Below are 18,297 nucleotides of genomic sequence, written 5' to 3' on the forward strand. Positions count from 1 at the left end.
AAATAACTATGAAACCTGTCTGGATTATAGATGATGACCGTTCTATTCGCTGGGTGTTTGAAAAAGCACTGGCGCGGGAAGGCATTGAGTTCGAAGTGTTTACAAATGGGCAGGATGCGCTGACAGCCCTTGAAACTACCGTACCACAGGTTGTGGTTAGCGACATTCGCATGCCCGGTAGCTCAGGGCTTGAACTGTTGCAAAAGGTGAAAGAGCGTTTCCCTAATATCCCCGTTATTATCATGACAGCTTACTCCGATCTGGAAAGTGCCGTAGCGGCATTCCAGGGAGGGGCATTTGAATATTTGCCAAAGCCTTTTGACGTGAATCATGCGATAGAGCTTATTCGTCGTGCCATGGACGAAAGCATGCGTGCCGCAGACGTGAACGAAGTCATGGAAGGTGAACCGGAAATTCTGGGGCAGGCACCTGCCATGCAGGAAGTGTTTCGCGCAATTGGCCGTCTATCTCAATCTCACGCCAGTGTGATGATTACAGGTGAATCGGGTACGGGTAAAGAGTTGGTCGCCCGAGCGCTGCATCGACACAGTCCTCGTGCCGCAAAACCATTTATCGCCCTGAATACGGCTGCCATACCTAAGGATTTGCTTGAATCAGAGCTATTTGGACATGAGCGAGGTGCGTTTACCGGTGCCCAGAGTATGCGCCGGGGGCGCTTTGAACAGGCAGATGGCGGTACCCTGTTTCTGGATGAAATTGGGGATATGCCCTCCGATTTGCAGACACGATTATTGCGCGTATTGTCAGATGGCCAATTTTACCGGGTTGGCGGGCATCAACCCATTAAGGTGAATGTTCGGGTGATCGCAGCAACACATCAGGATCTGGAAGTCAGAGTGAAGCAGGGATTATTTCGCGAAGACCTGTTTCATCGTTTGCATGTGATTCGTTTACGTTTGCCACCATTGCGCGAACGGCCGGAAGATATCCCATTATTGGCGAAATTCTTTCTGCAAAAGAGTGCCAAGGAACTAGGTGGCGAACAAAAACGGTTTTCGGAAGCTGCATTGAAGTACCTCAGCTCGCTGAGTTTTCCTGGTAATGTGCGCCAATTGGAAAATGTCTGCCATTGGCTGATGGTTATGGCGCCGGGGCAGAATATTGAGATTGCCGATTTGCCGCCGGAGCTCTTGGGTGAAGATCGTGTCGAGGTAGGGCAAGGTTGGCAGGATGCGCTGGAAAATGAGGCTAAAAGTGCGCTCAATCGGGGTGAACAAGGCATTATGGAACAGCTGAGCAAGCAGTTTGAATCGGTGCTGATTAAAGCTGCGCTCGGGCATACCGGGGGGCGGCGGCTAGAAGCTGCAACATTGCTTGGGTTGGGGCGTAATACTTTGACGCGGAAGATTCAGGAGTTGGGGTTGGAGGAAGGTGGGGCTGCTGAGTAAGGCTGTGTCCGTTTGATATTTGTGAATGCCCCTACCAGCAAGGAAAATCAGCCTGTTTGTCTATGAGTGATTGATTTGTTGGGTTGTTTGGTTATCTTGCCACAATGCGGGCACTACGGTATAGTTCGTGGTAATATCAGTCTGAAAGGCTAAGCGGGAGAGTGTGCTGATTGCTAGCACCGCCGAAGGCGTAAATACCCAATAATCGCTCAGGTAAAAGGAACCGTTTGGTCGAGTAGCTGCTTTGATTTTATTTTGGTGTGATGTTGTTTGCTGCGAAAAGTGGCTGACTTGCTCGCTGATAAATCCTTGTGACTGCTGAGACTACTCTGGAGAGCGATGATCTTTTTTGATAAGATCATCCACCGAAGGGGCACGCGACATTTTTTGTCGTAATCTCTCAGGTTAAAAGGACAGGGGGGTGAAGCCGGAATTCCGGCTTCACCCCTTTTTTATTGGTGTTTTTGATGATATCCCAGCAACGTAATATTACCCGCATGCCCGTTTGGATTCGCCAGAATCTGGGTAAAGAAACCCATTATCAGGATACAAGCCGTTCGGTGCATGAAAATGCCCTGCATACCGTATGTGAAGAAGCCAGGTGTCCGAATAGGGGTGAGTGCTGGAGTCGTGGTACGGCTACCTTCATGCTGCTGGGGGATACCTGTACCCGCGCGTGCGGCTTTTGCGCGGTCAAAACTGGTAAACCTGAGTGGTTTGACAAGGACGAACCAGCGCGCGTGGCGCGGGCGGTGGCTGAATTAAAGCTGAGCTATATAGTCCTGACTTCGGTGAACCGGGATGATTTGCCCGATGGCGGCGCAGGAATATTTGCTGAAACCCTCAAATTATTGCGGCTGCAAAATGCACAAATTGGCGTGGAGTTCCTGACGCCTGATTTCCGCAATTGCCAGCAAGCTGCTATTGAACTGATGCAGCAAACACTAACAGCGTTACCTGATGGCGTAAGGCGCGACTTGGTTTGGGGGCATAACGTGGAAACAGTGCCTCGTTTGTATCGTGAAGCGCGTAAAGGCTCAAAATACGAGCGTTCGCTAGACATGTTGGCACTCGCTGCCAAATTATCAGGTGTGGAATCGAAATCGGCATTGATGCTGGGATTGGGTGAAACCCGCGAGGAGGTGCTGGAGGTATTGCAGGATTTGCGGAAACAGGGTGTTAATCGTGTTTCCCTGGGGCAATATTTGCGCCCTTCTCTGCAGCACTTACCGGTTCAGGAATACATTCACCCGGACGAGTTTGCTGCTTATGAAGTGGCGGCACGTGAAATGGGCTTTGGCTGGGTAAAAGCGGGGCCGATGGTGCGGAGTTCCTATTTTGCTGAGGAAGAGCAGTTGGCAACTCTTGGATAGCAGCAGGTTCCCTCGTCCCTTGTGGGAGAGGGAGTTGTAGCGCAGAAAACTAGAATGAATTTTTTTAAATAGAGACTAAACCATGTTGAAGCAAACCCCCCTGAATCAGGCACATCGTAATATGGGCGCAAAAATGGTGGATTTTGGCGGTTGGGACATGCCATTGCATTATGGTTCCCAATTGGATGAACATCATAAGGTGCGCCAGGGGTCGGGCATGTTCGATGTCTGCCATATGCTGGTAGTAGATGTGACTGGTGCTGGTGTTAGGGATTTTTTACGCCAAACCATGGCTAACAATGTCGATAAACTGACTGTAACTGGTAAAGCGCTTTATTCCTGCATGCTGAATCCGGAAGGCGGCGTGATTGATGACCTGATCATCTACTTCATGCGTGAAGACTGGTTTCGTATTGTGGTGAATGCAGGGACAGCAGATAAAGACGTAGCTTGGCTGATTAAGCAGCGCGATGCTCATGCCCCCGGTCTTGAAATAAAGCCACGCCGAGATCTGGCGATGGTTGCTGTACAAGGCCCTGAAGCGCGCAGTAAAGTATGGCTGGCCATACCTGGATCGCAGGCAGTGAGTGAATCTCTCAAGCCTTTTCAGGCGGTAGCGTACAATCAGTACTTCATCGCCCGCACCGGTTACACGGGTGAAGATGGATTTGAGATTATGTTGCCAGCGACTGAGGCTGAAAGTTTCTGGCAAGCCTTGCACGGATTGGGCGTTTCACCGATTGGTCTGGGCGCACGCGATACGCTGCGACTGGAAGCTGGAATGAATTTATATGGCCAGGATATGGATGAAGCAACCAATCCGCTGGAAGCCGGGCTTGCCTGGACTGTGGATTTGCAAAGTCCCCGTGATTTTATCGGGAAAAGCGCTTTGCAAACCAGACCGGTTACCCATCAGTTACTGGGAATGGTATTACAGGATAAGGGTGTGCTCCGCAGCCACCAGAAAATTATAACCGCTAAGGGTGATGGCGAAATTACCAGTGGTGGTTTTTCGCCTACACTGAATCTATCCATTGCCATGGGCAGCATGCCGGTAGGTGTATCGCCAGGTGACATGGTTCAGGTGCAGATTCGGGACAAATTGTTGAATGCTAAAGTAGTGAAATATCCCTTTGTCCGTAACGGCAAGGGTTTGATTTAAAGTTTTGTTAAAATTGAAAAGATTGATGGAGATAATGTGAAATGAGTATTCCGGCTGATTTGAAGTACGCCAAGACCCACGAATGGGCCAAACTTGAAGCAGATGGTACCGTAACGGTGGGTATCACTCACCACGCGCAGGATTTGCTGGGCGATATGGTGTTTGTGGAAAACCCGGCGGTAGGCCGTAAATTAGCGGCGAATGAAGAGTGTGCCGTGGTGGAATCCGTCAAGGCAGCTTCTGATGTGTATTCACCGATTGCTGGTGAAGTGGTTGCAACCAATAGCGAAGTGGAAGACTCACCGGAAAAGATCAATCAGGATGCGTTTGCAGCCTGGATGTACAAGATCAAACCGGATAATGCTGCAGATTTGAACGGCTTGCTGGATGCAACGGCCTATCAGGCGTTGGTGGATAGCGAAGCGCACTAAGACTAAGTAAGGGCGATTGATCATGCCGTTTATACCGCATACAGAAGAAGATATTCGTGCCATGCTGGATAGCATTGGTGCGGAATCGATTGAAAATTTATTTGATGAAATTCCTGCTGCTTTACGCAGTGGCAAGCTGACCCGTGTACCAGAGGGGATGAGCGAGATGGAAGTTTCGCGGCTCATGCAGGATCGGGCAGAAACAGACGGACGCTACCTGAACTTCATTGGTGCAGGTGCCTATGAGCATCATATACCGGCAGCGGTCTGGCAAATCACCACCCGTGGTGAGTTTTATTCTGCCTATACCCCGTACCAGGCTGAAGCCAGCCAGGGCACGCTGCAACTGATCTATGAATATCAGACTATGATGGCCTCGTTAACTGGCATGGATGTTTCCAATGCCAGCCTTTACGATGGCGCGTCTGCACTAGCAGAAGCCGTGCTCATGGCAGTGCGGTCGCACAAAAGTTCACGACGCATTTTAATGCCTAAAACCGTGCATCCGAACTACCGCAAAGTGGTGCAGGTGACGGTGAAAAATCAGGGTATTGAACTGGTTGAAGTGGATTACGATGCCAAGCTAGGTACCATCAGTACCGATTTAAATGATGATGCAGATTTTGCCGCGCTGGTTATCCCCCAGCCAAACTTCTTCGGTAATCTGGAAGAAGTGGATGTGCTGACAGATTGGGCGCATAGCAAGGGTAGTCTGGTGATTGGCGTGGTAAATCCCATGTCTCTGGCACTGATTACACCACCGGGCGAATGGGGTAGTAATGGAGCTGATATTGTCGTGGGAGAAGGCCAGCCTCTGGGTGCGCCTTTAGCCAGCGGTGGCCCGTATTATGGTTTCATGGCATGTAAAACTGCACTGGTACGCCAGATGCCCGGACGTATTGTAGGCCGTACAGTTGATCTGGAAGGCAAGCAGGGTTTTACGCTGACATTGCAGGCTCGTGAACAGCATATCCGTCGTTCCAAGGCCACATCCAATATTTGTACCAACCAGGGCTTGGTTGTCACGGCTTCGACTATTTTTATGTCCCTGCTTGGCCCGGATGGGTTGGAGCGAGTTGCAGCAAGCTGCCATGCCAACACGCTGGCGCTATTGGATATGTTGGCTAAAATTGAAGGGGTCGAGCAGGTTTTTCCCGGCCCGAATTTTCATGAGGCGGTCATCCGCGTGTCCTCCCCTGCTGCTGACATATTGCGTGCGCTAAGAGCACAAGGCATTTTGGGAGGGTATGACCTGAGCGCAGATTATCCAGAGTTGGGTCAGGCGATTTTGGTATGTGCAACAGAAACCAAAACCGATGGCGATTTACAGCGGTATGCAGAGCAAATGGAACGTATTCTGAGCAAGCGTCGGGAAGCCCCGCCTTGTGCTTATAAGTCCTAGTTTATCAACTGCGTTACTTTCACTAAAGGAGCAGGATCATGGCAACTGTTACACTAGGGGGCGACCCTATAAATGTAGGCGGCAATTTTCCAAAACCAGGCGATATGGCGCATAGCTTCATGCTGGTGGATAAAGATCTGAATGATATTTCTTTAAGCCATTACAAAGGTAAACGCAAAATTCTGAATATTGTGCCAAGCCTGGATACTCCTACCTGTGCAGAATCTACCCGCCGTTTCAATGCTGAAGCGAATGATTTGCCTAATACCGTTGTGCTGGTTATTTCGGCAGATTTGCCGTTTGCGCAAAGCCGTTTTTGTGGCGCGGAAGGGCTGGATAATGTGATTACGCTTTCCACCATGCGCGGCCGAGATTTTCACAAGGATTATGGCGTCATGATTACGGATGTTCCATTGTCCGGGCTGACTGCGCGCGCAGTGGTTGTGCTGGATGAAAACGACAAGGTGATTTATTCCGAGCTGGTGCCTGAAATCAAGCAGGAGCCAGACTATGGCTCTGCACTGGAAGCGGTAAAGCAATAACGAGAGATCGGGTACGGATTTCCGCACTCTTTGTGAATGCGATTTTTAAAAATTTTATTGTGTAATTGAACTATGCTGATATTTGAACTTTCCCAACCGGGGCGGAGAAACTCGGTGCAGGCACCTGCTAAAAAGGCAGTTGTCGCTGGTATTCCAGAAAAATTCCTGCGCAAGCAGCGTCCTAAATTGCCTGAAGCATCAGAAATGGATGTGGTTCGCCATTACACAAGGCTGTCACAAAAGAATTTTTCCATAGATACCCAGTTTTATCCATTGGGCTCATGCACCATGAAATACAATCCGCGGGCCTGCAATTCGCTCGCCATGTTGCCACAGTTTTTGGGGCGTCACCCTTCTGCGCCGGCAGAAACAGGACAGGGTTTCATGGCCTGTATGTACGAACTGCAGGAAATGCTGAAAGACGTAACTGGAATGGCCGGCGTCAGCCTGACCCCGATGGCGGGCGCTCATGGCGAGTTTGCCGGTGTGGCCATGATTCGTGCTTACCATGAATCCCGTGGTGATTTTGCGCGTAATGAAATTATCGTGCCGAACGCAGCGCACGGCACTAACCCTGCCACGGCTGTCATGTGTGGTTACAAGGTCAAAGAGATACCAACCGACAGCGAAGGCGATGTGGACCTGGAGGCGCTAAAAGCCGCCGTTGGCCCACAAACTGCCGGCTTGATGCTGACTAATCCTTCTACTCTCGGCGTATTTGAAAAAGCCATTCAGGCAATTCAGAAAATCGTACACGATGCTGGTGGCCTGCTCTACTACGATGGTGCCAACCTGAACGCTATTCTGGGTAAAGTAAAACCGGGTGACATGGGTTTCGATGTGATTCACATGAACCTGCACAAAACCTTCTCAACGCCTCATGGTGGTGGAGGTCCAGGTGCGGGTCCGGTGGGCGTTTCTAAACGGCTTCTGCCGTTCATGCCTATTCCCATCGTGGGGTTTGACAAGAACGAATATCGCTGGCTTACAGAGCAGGATATGCCGCAGTCCATCGGTCGTATGTCTGCTCATATGGGTAATGCCGGCGTGTTGATGCGCGCTTATATTTATGCACGGATGTTAGGGGCAGAGGGCATGCATCGTGTGGCTGAGTTTGCTACCCTGAATGCCAACTACCTGCTGGCAGAGTTAAAAAAAATCGGATATGACATTGCTTTCCCGCAGCGTCGTGCCAGTCACGAGTTTATCGTGACGCTTAAGGGGCTGAAGGACAAAACAGGTGTGACAGCCATGGATGTGGCAAAGCGTTTACTGGATAAAGGCTTTCATGCCCCCACCACTTATTTTCCACAGTTGGTGCCTGAGTGTTTGTTGATTGAACCAACAGAAACAGAAAGCAAACATACGCTGGACGCATTTGTAGCGGCAATGAAAGCCATTCTGGAAGAAGCCAATTCAACGCCGGAACTGCTGAAAGGTGCACCTTATACAACGCCTGTACGCCGTCTGGATGATGTCAAAGCAGCGCGTGAACTGGATCTGACGTGGAAGGGTTAGAAAGCCCCTACAAAGGAAAAACCGGTCTTAAGCGGATAGTCAATGCAATGCATTATTCGCTGGACGGTTTGAAAGCCGCCTTGCGTTATGAAGATGCCTTTCGGCAAGAAATGCTTTTAGCGCTGGTACTCATTCCTGTTGCGCTGTATCTACCGGTAAGTGGTGTGGGTAAAGCGCTGATGGTGGGCAGTGTCATGCTGATTCTGATTGTGGAGTTGTTTAACTCAGCGATTGAAGCCACTGTTGATCGCATTTCTCTGGAAAAACATCAGCTCGCTAAACGTGCCAAGGATGTAGGAAGTGCGGCTGTGCTGCTGAGTTTGATTAATGCCGTCGCTATCTGGTTATTGGTGCTGCTGTAGTTGTCTTCCTGAATGAATCCCTGAAAAGCAGAAAAATAGCTTCACCGCAGAGACGCGGAGGCGAAGAGAAAAGCATGACTTACGTACCTGAAGTTGGCATTTCTAACTCTGCGTCTCCGCGCCTCCGCGGTGAAAAGCTTTTGGTGAAATCACGAAAATGATTTTCCAGTAGACTGTGTGTAACAAAACCGTCAAATCCCTGTAATCAAACCTTCTCATCGTTCATGCAAAGTGGCTGCATGAACGACATGCCTATTATTTTACAAAGTTTACCCACCTCTAAGCAGATGATGCGTATTGCGGTGGTCACCGAAACCTACCCACCTGAGATAAATGGTGTAGCCATGACCATAGGGCGTATGGTGAGTGCACTTCAGGAACGCGACCATCAAATCCAGTTAATCCGGCCCCGTCAGAGTGAAATTGACACACCGCTTCAGGAAAAACATATAGAAGAAGTGCTCCAACGTGGTATGTCGATACCTCGCTATGATGGCCTGAAAATGGGACTACCAGCAAAATCTGCATTGCTCAGACTGTGGACAATAAAGCGGCCGGACATCGTGCATATTGCCACGGAAGGGCCACTGGGATGGTCTGCATTATCTGCCGCAAACAAGTTGAAAATTCCCACCAGCACGGACTTTCACACCAACTTCCATGTGTATAGCAAACATTATGGTTTTGGCTGGTTACGTAAACCGATCATCGCTTATCTGCGCAAACTCCACAATAAGGCGCTATGCACCATGGTGCCGACGGAAGGCATACGCAAAGAGCTGTTTGAAAGTGGGTATGAGAACCTGATTGTGGTGCGGCGCGGGGTGGACACTCAATTATTCAATCCGGCCAAACGAAGTCAGGCTTTGCGTACTCAGTGGGGCGCGGGTGAGAAAGATCTGGTTGTACTGTATGTGGGCAGACTGGCACCTGAAAAAAACCTGCCTGTCGTGCTGAGTGCTTTTAACAAAATGCGCCAGAAAAGGCCGGAAGCCAAACTGGTGTTAGTAGGTGATGGCCCTGAGCGCGGTGAGCTGGAGCATTTAAATCCGGGGCACATCTTTGCCGGGATGCGTACTGGTGAAGACCTGGCAGCTCACTACGCATCTGCAGATGCATTCTTGTTCCCGAGTATCACAGAGACCTACGGTAACGTCACCATGGAGGCCATGGCCAGCGGGTTGGCTGTTGTTGCTTATGACTATGCCGCAGCGGCAGAACACATACGAAATGGTCAAAACGGGCTGGTAGCCATGTTTGATAATGAACGTCAATTTATCGAACAGGCAGCGGCATTGGCTGCCGATGATGTGGCGCTTGCTGAACTGGGAAAAAATGCACGCATCACGGCAGAAAACATAGACTGGAAAGATATCCACGATCAATTCGAACAGGTTTTGTTGAAAATAGTGAAAAGAGGAGAATCAAATGATTCAGAAATTTCGCTTGAAACAAGTCAACCATTGGGATGAAACGGTCTGTTTACGTATAAACAGTGCAAGCCAGTTTAGGTGGATCCAAGCGCTTTTTCAGGTGGTGAGTCGGCTCGGAGACGGAATATTCTGGTATGGCAGTATGGTGCTTTTGCTTGGGTGGTTTGGTAAGGGCGCTGTTGTGCCTGTGCTTCACATGATCATTTCGGGATTGGTCTGCACGCTGATCTATAAATGGCTGAAAGTAAAAACCCTGCGTCCGCGTCCCTATCAAATCAACAGTAAAATTCTGCTGGGAGCCAATCCGCTGGATCAGTTCAGTTTCCCCTCAGGCCATACCCTGCATGCAGTGGCCTTTACCATTGTGATACTGGGGTACTACCCGTTTTTAGCTTGGGTGGTGGTGCCGTTTACAGCGTTAGTGGCGTTATCTCGCTTAGTGCTCGGATTGCATTATCCAAGCGATGTACTGGCAGGTGCTTTTATAGGAACCATGGTGGCAGGTCTGTCATTTCAGCTGCTTTAAAGTGCTTTGGTACAAAATTCAGATCAGGCTTTTTCTGTGAGCATAGCCTGTTTAATTTGTACTAATTGCCCTTGTCACCCGCATTCTTATCATTCGAGAAGGTTCTTTTGACATTGATTTTATGATCATCTGGTGCCAAAGCACTAAACGGATCATCGTCTTCAGGCGTATCGGATTTGGACTGGTCTTTTCTTAAGGGCGTAAAGTCAAATTCCAGCATATCATCGATAGGCTCCGGCTCCGGGGGAGGCAAGTTTTCTTTGCGGGCAGGCTCATCGACAGAATATATCAAACCTTCATCCAGCATGGCATGTATGTCTGGAGGTGGTACTGTTTCTTCTTTTATTTCAACTGCTTTTTTTGTTGGTATTTCTGTTGCTGGTTCAACCTGAAACAGCGGTGTTTGCGGGGAAAATTCTTTACCGATATTTTGCAGTTTTGGCCACCATTCAGTATCTCCAAAATGAGATTTAAATTCGGTTGCCAAGGCAATAAATTCTGGTTCCATGTGATTACTGCGGTAAATGTCCGCCAGCATCATCCATGGTGGGACATCGGTTTTAATGCGTTGAATGTGGTCCTTGAGCAGATCAATGGCTTTCTGCGTCCAGCCATAAACCAGATACAGATCTGCCTCGTCTATCACCGAATCAAATTCGGTCAAAGAAATAGAGGATTCGTCTTTCTGAAAAATGCTATTCGGATTATAAAGATTTTCTTCCTCTTCACCCTGCGTTGTCTGTTCCGGGCTTGCTGGTAAACCTTGGCCACTGGCTGCAGTGGACTGGACATACACCCTGCGCGGCAAGGGTTCGTGTTGCTCCGGGATAAGGCTGTCGTGGTCACCTGCTTTGTCAGATGAAAAGCTGAAAGTCTGATTGCTTTTCCATTTGCGGTGCCAGACAAGCGCAGCGTAGCCAAGCAACGCAGTCAACAAGCCGCCAATGAGCCAATAGATAGCCATCATGATGTTATTCTGGCTGGCAGTTTTATCAATATTGGCCTTGTTGCTATCAATCGCCAGTTTGAGCTTGTCGGTTTCAGAAATACGATTGCTCAGCTTAAGCTGCATTTCAGACATGCGAGCCTCAAGCACTTTAATCTGATTCTTGAGTGCGAGTATGGTGGCAACCTGATCATCGCTGGCGATCATGAGTTGTTGCTCGCGCAATATATCGCGTTGTTCGTCAGTCAAATCTTTCGCTGGGGATAAATCCAGTTCACCCGTTGCCAGTTTGAGCTCAAAACCGCGCTGGTCGTTTTTGGCAGCTTCTCGTTTAGACGGCGCTTTAACAGACTTCGGTGCTGGCGCTGATTGCTGTTGTTCTGCAGCAGGCTGTGCTTGAGGTGTGCGGCGTGCCTGAATGGCTTCTTTTTCTGGCAGGAATAGTACAGAGCCTGCGGGAATGGTATTGCTGCCAGACGCATCAAAAACGTCAGGGTTAGCCTGTTTAGTAGCGCGGATAAATCGCTTCTGCTTTGACTTACTGCGTGGGAAGGCAGAGCGGGCAATATTTTCCAGTGAATCTTCCTGTAAAACCTCGTAACGCTCCCCCATCGCAACTTGGGATGGCTGACCAACGCTCTTGGTGCTGTTTTTTACAGCGGCAAGTGGTGTTGAGGTGGTGACAGGTGCCTGAATTTTGGCGTATTCAGGCGGATCAAGTAATACAGTAAATTCACGGACAAATTCCCCTTCTTTTGCACAGGTAATATGTAACTGAAGGGTAATAGCCGGTTCATTGGTAATCGTAGTGCCAGTGATCGATATTTGCTGTTTACCGTTGAGATTTTCAACATTTAGACGAGCTCTCGTCAGATAAGGTGAGGCAGATTGCGTCGATTTGGTGGGTGAACGTAAAGAAATACAGGAGTTTTCGATGACATCATCCGGGCCATTGCTGGTAAACGGAATAGTCGCACGCAAGGGTTGGCCCAATGCGGATTGCACGGCAATATTGCCTAAAACAGCGGCTTTACCTGCTAATGGCAGCATGGCTGCGCTGAGCACAATAATGCATGTAAACGTATTTTTAAATGATCGGGTTATCAAGTTTTCGGTATTACTCGAAAAAAGTTATAAATATCATACGGAATATTGTAGTGCAAAATCCATGCCTGATCTATTGTTTGTTAATGCTGGGCGCTGGCCAGCCCTCATGTCAACGTGCTTAATGGTGAATAATTGCTGCGTTGACAGAAAATCATCACAGCTTTGCCGTGAATATCAGGCTCATGTTGGGGGGAAGGCGTAAATAGAAGATGATATAATCGCTGCAAACTTTAATCAGGATAAAAGCATGCAGACATTAATTTGCGGTTCAATGGCATATGACACCATTATGGTGTTTGGCGATCACTTCAAAAACCATATTTTGCCGGAAAAAATTCATATTCTGAATGTGGCCTTCCTGGTACCAGAAATGCGTCGTGAGTTTGGCGGCTGTGCCGGAAATATTGCCTATAATCTAAGCATGCTGGGTGGCAATCCCCTGATTATGGCCACAGTGGGAGATGATTTTCAGCCCTATGCGTCGCGTCTGGAAAAACTGGGTCTGAATGCAGCCCATGTACGCACGGTACCTGAATCGTTTACTGCACAGGCTTTTATTACCACTGACCTGAGCGACAATCAGATTACCGCCTTCCATCCTGGTGCCATGAATTTTTCCCACCAGAACCATGTGGGCGATGCCAAAAATGTGAGTCTGGGCATCGTGGCACCTGATGGTAGAGACGGTATGCTGCAACACGCCAAAGAGTTTCATGAAGCTGGTGTGCCGTTTGTATTTGACCCGGGCCAGGGCTTGCCCATGTTCAACGGTGAAGAGCTCATGCAATTTGTTGAAAAAGCCACCTATGTGGCAGTCAATGACTATGAAGCGCAGCTGCTGCAGGAACGCACTGGTAAAAAAATTGAAGATTTGGCGAAACTAGTTAAGGCTTTAATTGTCACTTTAGGAGGGGAAGGTTCACACATCTACACAGATGGTAAGCGGATCGAAATCCCCTGCGTTAAACCTACAGAAGTGGTGGATCCAACCGGCTGTGGCGATGCTTATCGCGCTGGTCTGTTGTATGGCATTGCACAAGGCATGGACTGGCAGGCAACGGGTAGTCTGGCATCCATCATGGGGTCAGTAAAAATCGCACAGCGCGGCGGTCAGAATCATACCGCCACAAGAGATGAATTAAGCGCTTTAAGTAAGACACATTTTGGTTTTAGTTTAGCTTAAGCATTATTAAACGCAGGGAGAAACAGCATGCATACAATGAAAGTAGTCAGTGCCTTGTTCATATCGTTGGCTTTTCTGGGCGGATGCGCATCCAGCATGTCCGGCAGCGCTTATTCACGCTCGCAAGCCAGACAAGTGCAGGAAGTACAGATGGGCGTGGTAGAAAGTGTACGTCAGGTGCAGATCGAAGGCACTAAAACACCAGTGGGAACAGGTGCCGGCGCGATAGTAGGCGGAGTCGCCGGTAGCAATATCGGGGGCGGCAAAGGCAGCACAATCGGTACTGTACTGGGCGCGGTAGCTGGTGGCCTTGCAGGTTCTGCGGTAGAAGAAGGCGTCACCCGCAAAACCGGTCTGGAAATTACCGTAAAGCTGGATAACGGCAGAATGTTTGCCGTAACCCAGGAAGCGGATGAAGTTTTCAGACCCGGCGAGCGCGTGCGAGTGTTAACTGGTGGCGGTGTAACACGGGTCACGCATTAATTAATTTGCTTTCATCCGGAAACATTTTTTTTTCCTCCCCCTTGATGGGGGGCTAGGGAGAGGGTGGTCTCCTTGAAATTCAACCCCTCTCCCCAACCCTCTCCCACAAGGGGAGAGGGGGGTGTAGCCTTCCGGTTGAGAACTAATTAGCAAACATTCCAAATATCAGCCGCCGGAAACCAGATTCGTCAGGAACGGCGGCGTCCCTTTTCTTCAATTTTCCAGCCTTGTCTGCCCTTCTTGAATCGGGCAATACACATACTGTGCAGGCAGCCGCAGCCAGGGGTTCCCGTTCCTATGCCTCGGTGCCCAGACGCTGGATCTGTTGCCATAATATCCAGAGCAAATCCCTCTTTTATCCTTGTGTATGTCAGTTCCTCAGATGTCGAGCCAGAAGGGTTGGGTATGGGCGAAGTTTCGGTCTCGGTGTACTGAAGGGTTACAAAGAACTCATCCAGTTTCATCGGCACTTTTAATTGTACTTGAGTACACACGTGTATCTCGTTACCCGCGCAGTCGATCGCTACACCCGGTTCCACAACAACCTCCGAGGTGTTTGCGATGGTCACTTTAAGCCCGCTTGCCACCCCCCAACCGTGAAGGTAACGGTTATGTCGCCGGTGTTTTGCTAATAAGTATTCCTGTTCTGCTTTCAGGTCAGAAACAGTAAGTAGTTGGCCCTGAAAATAGTTCACGCGTTCGAATGTGTTGTCCTGGTTCAATGTGTCTCCTTTGCTGCCGAGTTGCCGATACTTATGAATACTCAATTAGTCATTATTTCATTGGATGACGAACAATTGTTTTCCATTTTTTTGGATCTGCACGCCGTATATCACTCAAGTAAATCTCATGATGTTTTCCAGTTCGGCTTGCTTGCGCGTCGATGAATTCATGGACTCGTGCAATGGTTGGCCCTTCTTCAGAGAATGGTCCGATGTGTAGTATTTGAGCGCAACGGCCTTCAGAGAAATCTTCCAGTCGCAGCTTGTCGATAGCGGGAAGTTTTTTCTTCTTTTTTACTTCGGCAATGGCTGCTTCGATGATTTCATTTGTCGCAAAGGGCGGTTGCATAATCATCATAGTCCATTTCCATTTTGCCTTGTCATTGGTTATAAAGGCAGACATGTCATCTGCCCACCAAAGCCCTTCGAGAGGCATAACGGCATAGTCAATTTCCTGCGGCCCCTTTTTGACCATGAACTTGGCTGTGTAGGACACCGCAAACAAGGCCTCTATTGCCTGAGCATATTCCGGGGCCGTATTGGGATCTCCTTCACCGTCGATCATGAGAAATGTAAACATCGGTACTTCAACCAGTGCAACTTCCTTGGCTGACGGTTGGTATAGCTGTTTCAGGTCTTTTTTGAGATCAATCTTTTCCATGGGCTCTCTCATCGGTGCAGATTATATTGGCAGCGATTCAATGGATTCAATAAAGATACTCAAATTGTAGCAAGGATTTTGATGACCTTCGTTTATCTACCGGGTTTTACGCGATGCCATATGAAATAAACCAAAAGTGTTAATGCTGAGACTATTGCTAAAGAAAGACAAAGGGCGACCACCAGTTCCAGATCAGCGACTTCCTCTGCATTTTGTGCGCCATGCAAGGTGACTAAATATTCTGCCAATGGTTTTGGAAATACGGAAAAAATTTCAGGACGCATTAACCATAATCGCGCAAGGAACCCTGCAGATACAAGAACACCAATGATGGTGAGAATATCCCTGGCAGTTATTTAGAATTTATTACGAGAAAAATCGTGCAGCTCCATAAGCCAAACCGGCGAGTCCCGCAAAGCCAACACCTAAAATGACATAAGCGCCTCGGGTCATTTCATGCAGTGTTTTTTTAATAGCAGCACGATCGTTAACGTTGGGAAACTCCGTCTCGGGAACCGGTACACCAACAAAATTGCATAGTGGCTTCCATCCCTGGTTGGCTGAAAAAACAAGCAGCTGATCGGGCGGAACAGTGGCCTTAACCTCTTCAATGTGCTGGTTATAGTGAGCAATGGCCTTGTCGCGATCATCCATCGTACCCTTGTGCGAGCGCTGCCAGATGAGCTTGCGAGACATATCGCCAAATTTTCGTCCGAAAGGGGTAGCAAATTCCAGTACCTTGAACTGCCACATTTTTTCCGTGAAATAGATTGTGTCCATTGTGCTCTCATACCACGCCTCAGCACCACGAGGGTGAACGGTCAGCACAACTTTGGTATCAGGGTTTGCCGCCAACAGTTCCCGCCACACACAACACGCGGGGTTGTCCAGCGTGGCAGTGTATTTCGAAAATACCTGATCCCAGTTGTGCCGCGTACCCGGTTCAGTGTTAGCCACATTGCGCCAAAAATCCAGGTGAGATTTGTTTTCCTTGTTATCTAATACTTCGAACATGTGATAACACGGAAAACCCAACTGATTGAGCGCCGTATAAACGGATAGTGTGCCAGTACGTCCGAAGCCTGCACCAATTATTTTTAGAGCCATACTTAACTCACTTTTAACAATTTAGTAAAAAGGCAACGTTAAAGCTAACCGGGTGCGCGGGAGCATGCTAGCGCAAAGTGAGTCGGCTTTTCTGCGCTTTGGTCGAGCGTATTAGTTTAGGCAACTTAGACAGAAACCGCAAACACAACAATTGACAAAATAGCCAACAGCCAACCAATGATGCGGTGATCTTTAAGTTGAGCTGACTTAGCAAGCCAAACTCCAAGACTTAAAAGCAATAGTGGTGCAATATAGCCTAAAGTGTTAGATGCAACACCCACTCCGAAAAATATAACAAATCAACAAACGGTAAGATGTAACTTAACTTTAAATATTTTGCAAGATCTACGCTACGCGGATAAACATTACTCATACCCAACGTTAACATAAACGGCTTGGCAATATTTGCCGCATTTGAGTTCATTTGATAGTTAGTTTTTTATGTAAGTTGAAATATGCTTTTAATGGGATGGCTGTGCCCCGGACTTTATCTGTGACAGTTACTTCTACGATCCATTCGCCAGGTGGATCGCCTTCTTCTCCAATGTACTTGATGACCGCTGAAGCCAAACGAACGTTGCGTGGGTTACCTTGAAGCTTACCTGCAGCACATTGAACACCTTTGGAATTTGCGGAAGAACTCCCATTTGGTCTTGTTACTTTGATATCACATAGCACGTCAAGCTCACCTGAAGCATTGGCTTTAGGATTGATATAAAAAGTGAGAATTGTTAATGTCTCGCCATACGAAACATTTTTTGCCACGGAAAAGTGGGGTATCGTTTCTGGCGCGGTATTCCATTTTGCTTCCCAGTCTGAGTCTGGTGTTACGACTAGCCAACCACCAAAGCCATTTATTATTTTCATTGCATCTGAGTTGGGGACAATTTTTTCATCTTTAGTTACCCAACCTTCAATACTGGCGTGAGCGACCAGAGAGAGGGACATAAGCAAGAAAATGAGTACGATCTTCATGTGTTCCGTTATGTTTAGCCGAAAATTAAGGGGTGCGTATTAGCCCGTCCCGCTTGACTGCTGTTTGAAATTAGTTCGCTTCCCACCACTTTTGAGCTTGTGCTTTGTCAAAGGGTGGCAAAATAACTTTCTGAACATCAACTGCAACTAGCGCGGGGAACTTGGTCTTAAATTTTGATTCATCTTTTTCCCATTGATCTGAAATTTCAATATCAAAGGTGCCACCTGATGCACCTGCAATGGCTTGGTCAATCAATGGAATAGATGGCCCAGCTTTAAATTCATTTTCTTTACGCTCTCTGATGGTTGCTTCAACGTGACCAAGGTAAAAGACACCTGGCACAGATGATTTCAATTTTGAATGTAGAGGTGCAAAGTAGAGGCCGTTAATTGGAAAAGTGCGGCCCAGGCTTGTTAAGCCTCGAATCACATAGTCTCCTTGTTCAAGTTCCATGCGGAGAAGGTAGCTACTCCCCTCTGTTGGCGAGTCAGATTCGTTCTTTGCCTTATCGTCCATGGTGAAGTTAATCCTATCTGCACGACCCTTAACCTCCGATCTTTCTACATTAACAACTAATAACTTTGGCTGAAACGAAGTTCTATATGTGTTTCGTAAAGTTGCGGTCATTAGAAAAATGGGCTTATTTTCTTTTGATACCGTATCAGAATCATCTTCGAACGCCATATTTGTCCGAGTTGCACAACCTGATAGAAGTAATGTCAATGAAAGAGAAATAGTTGCAATAACTCTAAATAACATAAGTAGCCCCTGATGTTTAATTTGAAGTATGGTCGGTTGAGAATGATCTAACATTAAGTAGCCTTCTGAATAAAACGGATATTAATGCTTCATAATGATGCGCGGATTCAAGTTTGAAGTGCAAGGCCTGTTGATTCGAAGAATACCTGATTGGGCGTTTGATATCCAAGTCGTTTTCTGGGGCGATTGTTCAAT

General features: G+C 48.1%; 19 protein-coding genes and 2 riboswitches. Of the genes, 12 read left to right on the forward strand and 7 right to left on the reverse strand.

Going from position 1 to position 18,297, the window contains the following annotated elements:
- The first annotated feature begins 8 nt into the window (after positions 1–8).
- From ntrC to EDC63_RS09280, 10 genes are all read left to right on the forward strand, one after another.
- Entirely contained in the window at positions 9–1,409 is a 1,401-nt protein-coding gene (gene ntrC / locus EDC63_RS09235; protein WP_124945262.1) for a nitrogen regulation protein NR(I), read from the forward strand.
- 144 nt (positions 1,410–1,553) lie between these two features.
- Positions 1,554–1,645: riboswitch (glycine riboswitch) on the forward strand.
- Between the two features lie 83 nt (positions 1,646–1,728).
- Positions 1,729–1,836: riboswitch (glycine riboswitch) on the forward strand.
- A 40-nt stretch (positions 1,837–1,876) separates the two neighbouring features.
- Complete coding sequence (lipA, locus tag EDC63_RS09240) at positions 1,877–2,782, forward strand: lipoyl synthase (RefSeq protein WP_124945263.1); 906 nt, start codon at positions 1,877–1,879, stop codon at positions 2,780–2,782.
- An 82-nt stretch (positions 2,783–2,864) separates the two neighbouring features.
- Positions 2,865–3,944: a glycine cleavage system aminomethyltransferase GcvT gene (gene gcvT, locus EDC63_RS09245; protein ID WP_124945264.1), complete on the forward strand. Its 1,080-nt coding sequence runs from the start codon at positions 2,865–2,867 to the stop codon at positions 3,942–3,944.
- Between the two features lie 41 nt (positions 3,945–3,985).
- Positions 3,986–4,375: a glycine cleavage system protein GcvH gene (gene gcvH / locus EDC63_RS09250; protein WP_124945265.1), complete on the forward strand. Its 390-nt coding sequence runs from the start codon at positions 3,986–3,988 to the stop codon at positions 4,373–4,375.
- 22 nt (positions 4,376–4,397) lie between these two features.
- Complete coding sequence (gene gcvPA / locus EDC63_RS09255; protein WP_124945266.1) at positions 4,398–5,777, forward strand: aminomethyl-transferring glycine dehydrogenase subunit GcvPA; 1,380 nt, start codon at positions 4,398–4,400, stop codon at positions 5,775–5,777.
- Between the two features lie 38 nt (positions 5,778–5,815).
- Positions 5,816–6,319, forward strand: a complete 504-nt coding sequence (gene tpx / locus EDC63_RS09260; protein WP_124945267.1) for a thiol peroxidase — start codon at positions 5,816–5,818, stop codon at positions 6,317–6,319.
- 72 nt (positions 6,320–6,391) lie between these two features.
- On the forward strand, positions 6,392–7,837 hold the full coding sequence (gcvPB, locus tag EDC63_RS09265) for an aminomethyl-transferring glycine dehydrogenase subunit GcvPB (protein ID WP_124945268.1): 1,446 nt from the start codon (positions 6,392–6,394) through the stop codon (positions 7,835–7,837).
- 47 nt (positions 7,838–7,884) lie between these two features.
- Complete coding sequence (locus EDC63_RS09270) at positions 7,885–8,199, forward strand: diacylglycerol kinase (RefSeq protein WP_124945284.1); 315 nt, start codon at positions 7,885–7,887, stop codon at positions 8,197–8,199.
- A 239-nt stretch (positions 8,200–8,438) separates the two neighbouring features.
- Positions 8,439–9,671, forward strand: a complete 1,233-nt coding sequence (locus EDC63_RS09275) for a glycosyltransferase family 4 protein (protein WP_124945269.1) — start codon at positions 8,439–8,441, stop codon at positions 9,669–9,671.
- The gene (locus EDC63_RS09280; RefSeq protein ID WP_124945270.1) at positions 9,628–10,158 is read left to right on the forward strand and encodes a phosphatase PAP2 family protein; all 531 of its coding nucleotides are present in this window, start codon (positions 9,628–9,630) and stop codon (positions 10,156–10,158) included. The genes EDC63_RS09275 and EDC63_RS09280 overlap by 44 nt, the downstream gene beginning before the upstream one ends.
- Positions 10,159–10,219: 61 nt before the next feature.
- Here EDC63_RS09280 and EDC63_RS09285 read toward each other — a convergent pair whose 3' ends face one another.
- Positions 10,220–12,169, reverse strand: coding sequence for a type IV pilus assembly protein FimV (locus EDC63_RS09285; protein ID WP_124945271.1), 1,950 nt, complete (start codon positions 12,167–12,169; stop codon positions 10,220–10,222).
- Between the two features lie 289 nt (positions 12,170–12,458).
- Here EDC63_RS09285 and EDC63_RS09290 point away from each other — a divergent pair, with 289 nt between their 5' ends.
- Together EDC63_RS09290 and EDC63_RS09295 are read left to right on the forward strand one after the other, a co-directional pair.
- On the forward strand, positions 12,459–13,394 hold the full coding sequence (locus EDC63_RS09290; protein ID WP_124945272.1) for a carbohydrate kinase family protein: 936 nt from the start codon (positions 12,459–12,461) through the stop codon (positions 13,392–13,394).
- A 27-nt stretch (positions 13,395–13,421) separates the two neighbouring features.
- On the forward strand, positions 13,422–13,877 hold the full coding sequence (locus EDC63_RS09295; protein WP_124945273.1) for an outer membrane lipoprotein: 456 nt from the start codon (positions 13,422–13,424) through the stop codon (positions 13,875–13,877).
- A 188-nt stretch (positions 13,878–14,065) separates the two neighbouring features.
- On the opposite strand, the gene EDC63_RS09300 is transcribed toward EDC63_RS09295, so the two are convergent.
- The 6 genes from EDC63_RS09300 to EDC63_RS09325 all read right to left on the reverse strand — a co-directional run bounded on the left by EDC63_RS09300 (position 14,066) and on the right by EDC63_RS09325 (position 18,156).
- Positions 14,066–14,599, reverse strand: coding sequence for a hypothetical protein (locus EDC63_RS09300; protein ID WP_124945274.1), 534 nt, complete (start codon positions 14,597–14,599; stop codon positions 14,066–14,068).
- 52 nt (positions 14,600–14,651) lie between these two features.
- On the reverse strand, positions 14,652–15,260 hold the full coding sequence (locus EDC63_RS09305; RefSeq protein ID WP_124945275.1) for a GyrI-like domain-containing protein: 609 nt from the start codon (positions 15,258–15,260) through the stop codon (positions 14,652–14,654).
- Positions 15,261–15,352: 92 nt separating this feature from the next.
- Positions 15,353–15,544, reverse strand: coding sequence for a hypothetical protein (locus tag EDC63_RS09310; protein WP_124945276.1), 192 nt, complete (start codon positions 15,542–15,544; stop codon positions 15,353–15,355).
- Between the two features lie 82 nt (positions 15,545–15,626).
- Complete coding sequence (locus EDC63_RS09315; protein WP_124945277.1) at positions 15,627–16,367, reverse strand: sulfotransferase family protein; 741 nt, start codon at positions 16,365–16,367, stop codon at positions 15,627–15,629.
- A 420-nt stretch (positions 16,368–16,787) separates the two neighbouring features.
- Positions 16,788–17,342, reverse strand: a complete 555-nt coding sequence (locus tag EDC63_RS09320; protein WP_124945278.1) for a hypothetical protein — start codon at positions 17,340–17,342, stop codon at positions 16,788–16,790.
- Between the two features lie 70 nt (positions 17,343–17,412).
- Positions 17,413–18,156, reverse strand: coding sequence for a hypothetical protein (locus tag EDC63_RS09325; protein ID WP_124945279.1), 744 nt, complete (start codon positions 18,154–18,156; stop codon positions 17,413–17,415).
- Positions 18,157–18,297 lie beyond the last annotated feature (141 nt).

This window comes from Sulfurirhabdus autotrophica, from assembly GCF_004346685.1.
GTDB lineage: Bacteria > Pseudomonadota > Gammaproteobacteria > Burkholderiales > SMCO01 > Sulfurirhabdus > Sulfurirhabdus autotrophica.

Bases quoted from the DNA above. Each gene is read 5' to 3' on its own strand.
- ntrC (WP_124945262.1), top strand. From the start codon at position 9: ATGAAACCTGTCTGGATTATAGATGATGACCGTTCTATTCGCTGGGTG.
- lipA (WP_124945263.1), top strand. From the start codon at position 1,877: ATGATATCCCAGCAACGTAATATTACCCGCATGCCCGTTTGGATTCGC.
- gcvT (WP_124945264.1), top strand. From the start codon at position 2,865: ATGTTGAAGCAAACCCCCCTGAATCAGGCACATCGTAATATGGGCGCA.
- gcvH (WP_124945265.1), top strand. From the start codon at position 3,986: ATGAGTATTCCGGCTGATTTGAAGTACGCCAAGACCCACGAATGGGCC.
- gcvPA (WP_124945266.1), top strand. From the start codon at position 4,398: ATGCCGTTTATACCGCATACAGAAGAAGATATTCGTGCCATGCTGGAT.
- tpx (WP_124945267.1), top strand. From the start codon at position 5,816: ATGGCAACTGTTACACTAGGGGGCGACCCTATAAATGTAGGCGGCAAT.
- gcvPB (WP_124945268.1), top strand. From the start codon at position 6,392: ATGCTGATATTTGAACTTTCCCAACCGGGGCGGAGAAACTCGGTGCAG.
- EDC63_RS09270 (WP_124945284.1), top strand. From the start codon at position 7,885: ATGCATTATTCGCTGGACGGTTTGAAAGCCGCCTTGCGTTATGAAGAT.
- EDC63_RS09275 (WP_124945269.1), top strand. From the start codon at position 8,439: ATGAACGACATGCCTATTATTTTACAAAGTTTACCCACCTCTAAGCAG.
- EDC63_RS09280 (WP_124945270.1), top strand. From the start codon at position 9,628: ATGATTCAGAAATTTCGCTTGAAACAAGTCAACCATTGGGATGAAACG.
- EDC63_RS09290 (WP_124945272.1), top strand. From the start codon at position 12,459: ATGCAGACATTAATTTGCGGTTCAATGGCATATGACACCATTATGGTG.
- EDC63_RS09295 (WP_124945273.1), top strand. From the start codon at position 13,422: ATGCATACAATGAAAGTAGTCAGTGCCTTGTTCATATCGTTGGCTTTT.
- EDC63_RS09305 (WP_124945275.1), bottom strand. From the start codon at position 15,260: ATGGAAAAGATTGATCTCAAAAAAGACCTGAAACAGCTATACCAACCG.
- EDC63_RS09310 (WP_124945276.1), bottom strand. From the start codon at position 15,544: ATGCGTCCTGAAATTTTTTCCGTATTTCCAAAACCATTGGCAGAATAT.
- EDC63_RS09315 (WP_124945277.1), bottom strand. From the start codon at position 16,367: ATGGCTCTAAAAATAATTGGTGCAGGCTTCGGACGTACTGGCACACTA.
- EDC63_RS09320 (WP_124945278.1), bottom strand. From the start codon at position 17,342: ATGAAGATCGTACTCATTTTCTTGCTTATGTCCCTCTCTCTGGTCGCT.
- EDC63_RS09325 (WP_124945279.1), bottom strand. From the start codon at position 18,156: ATGTTAGATCATTCTCAACCGACCATACTTCAAATTAAACATCAGGGG.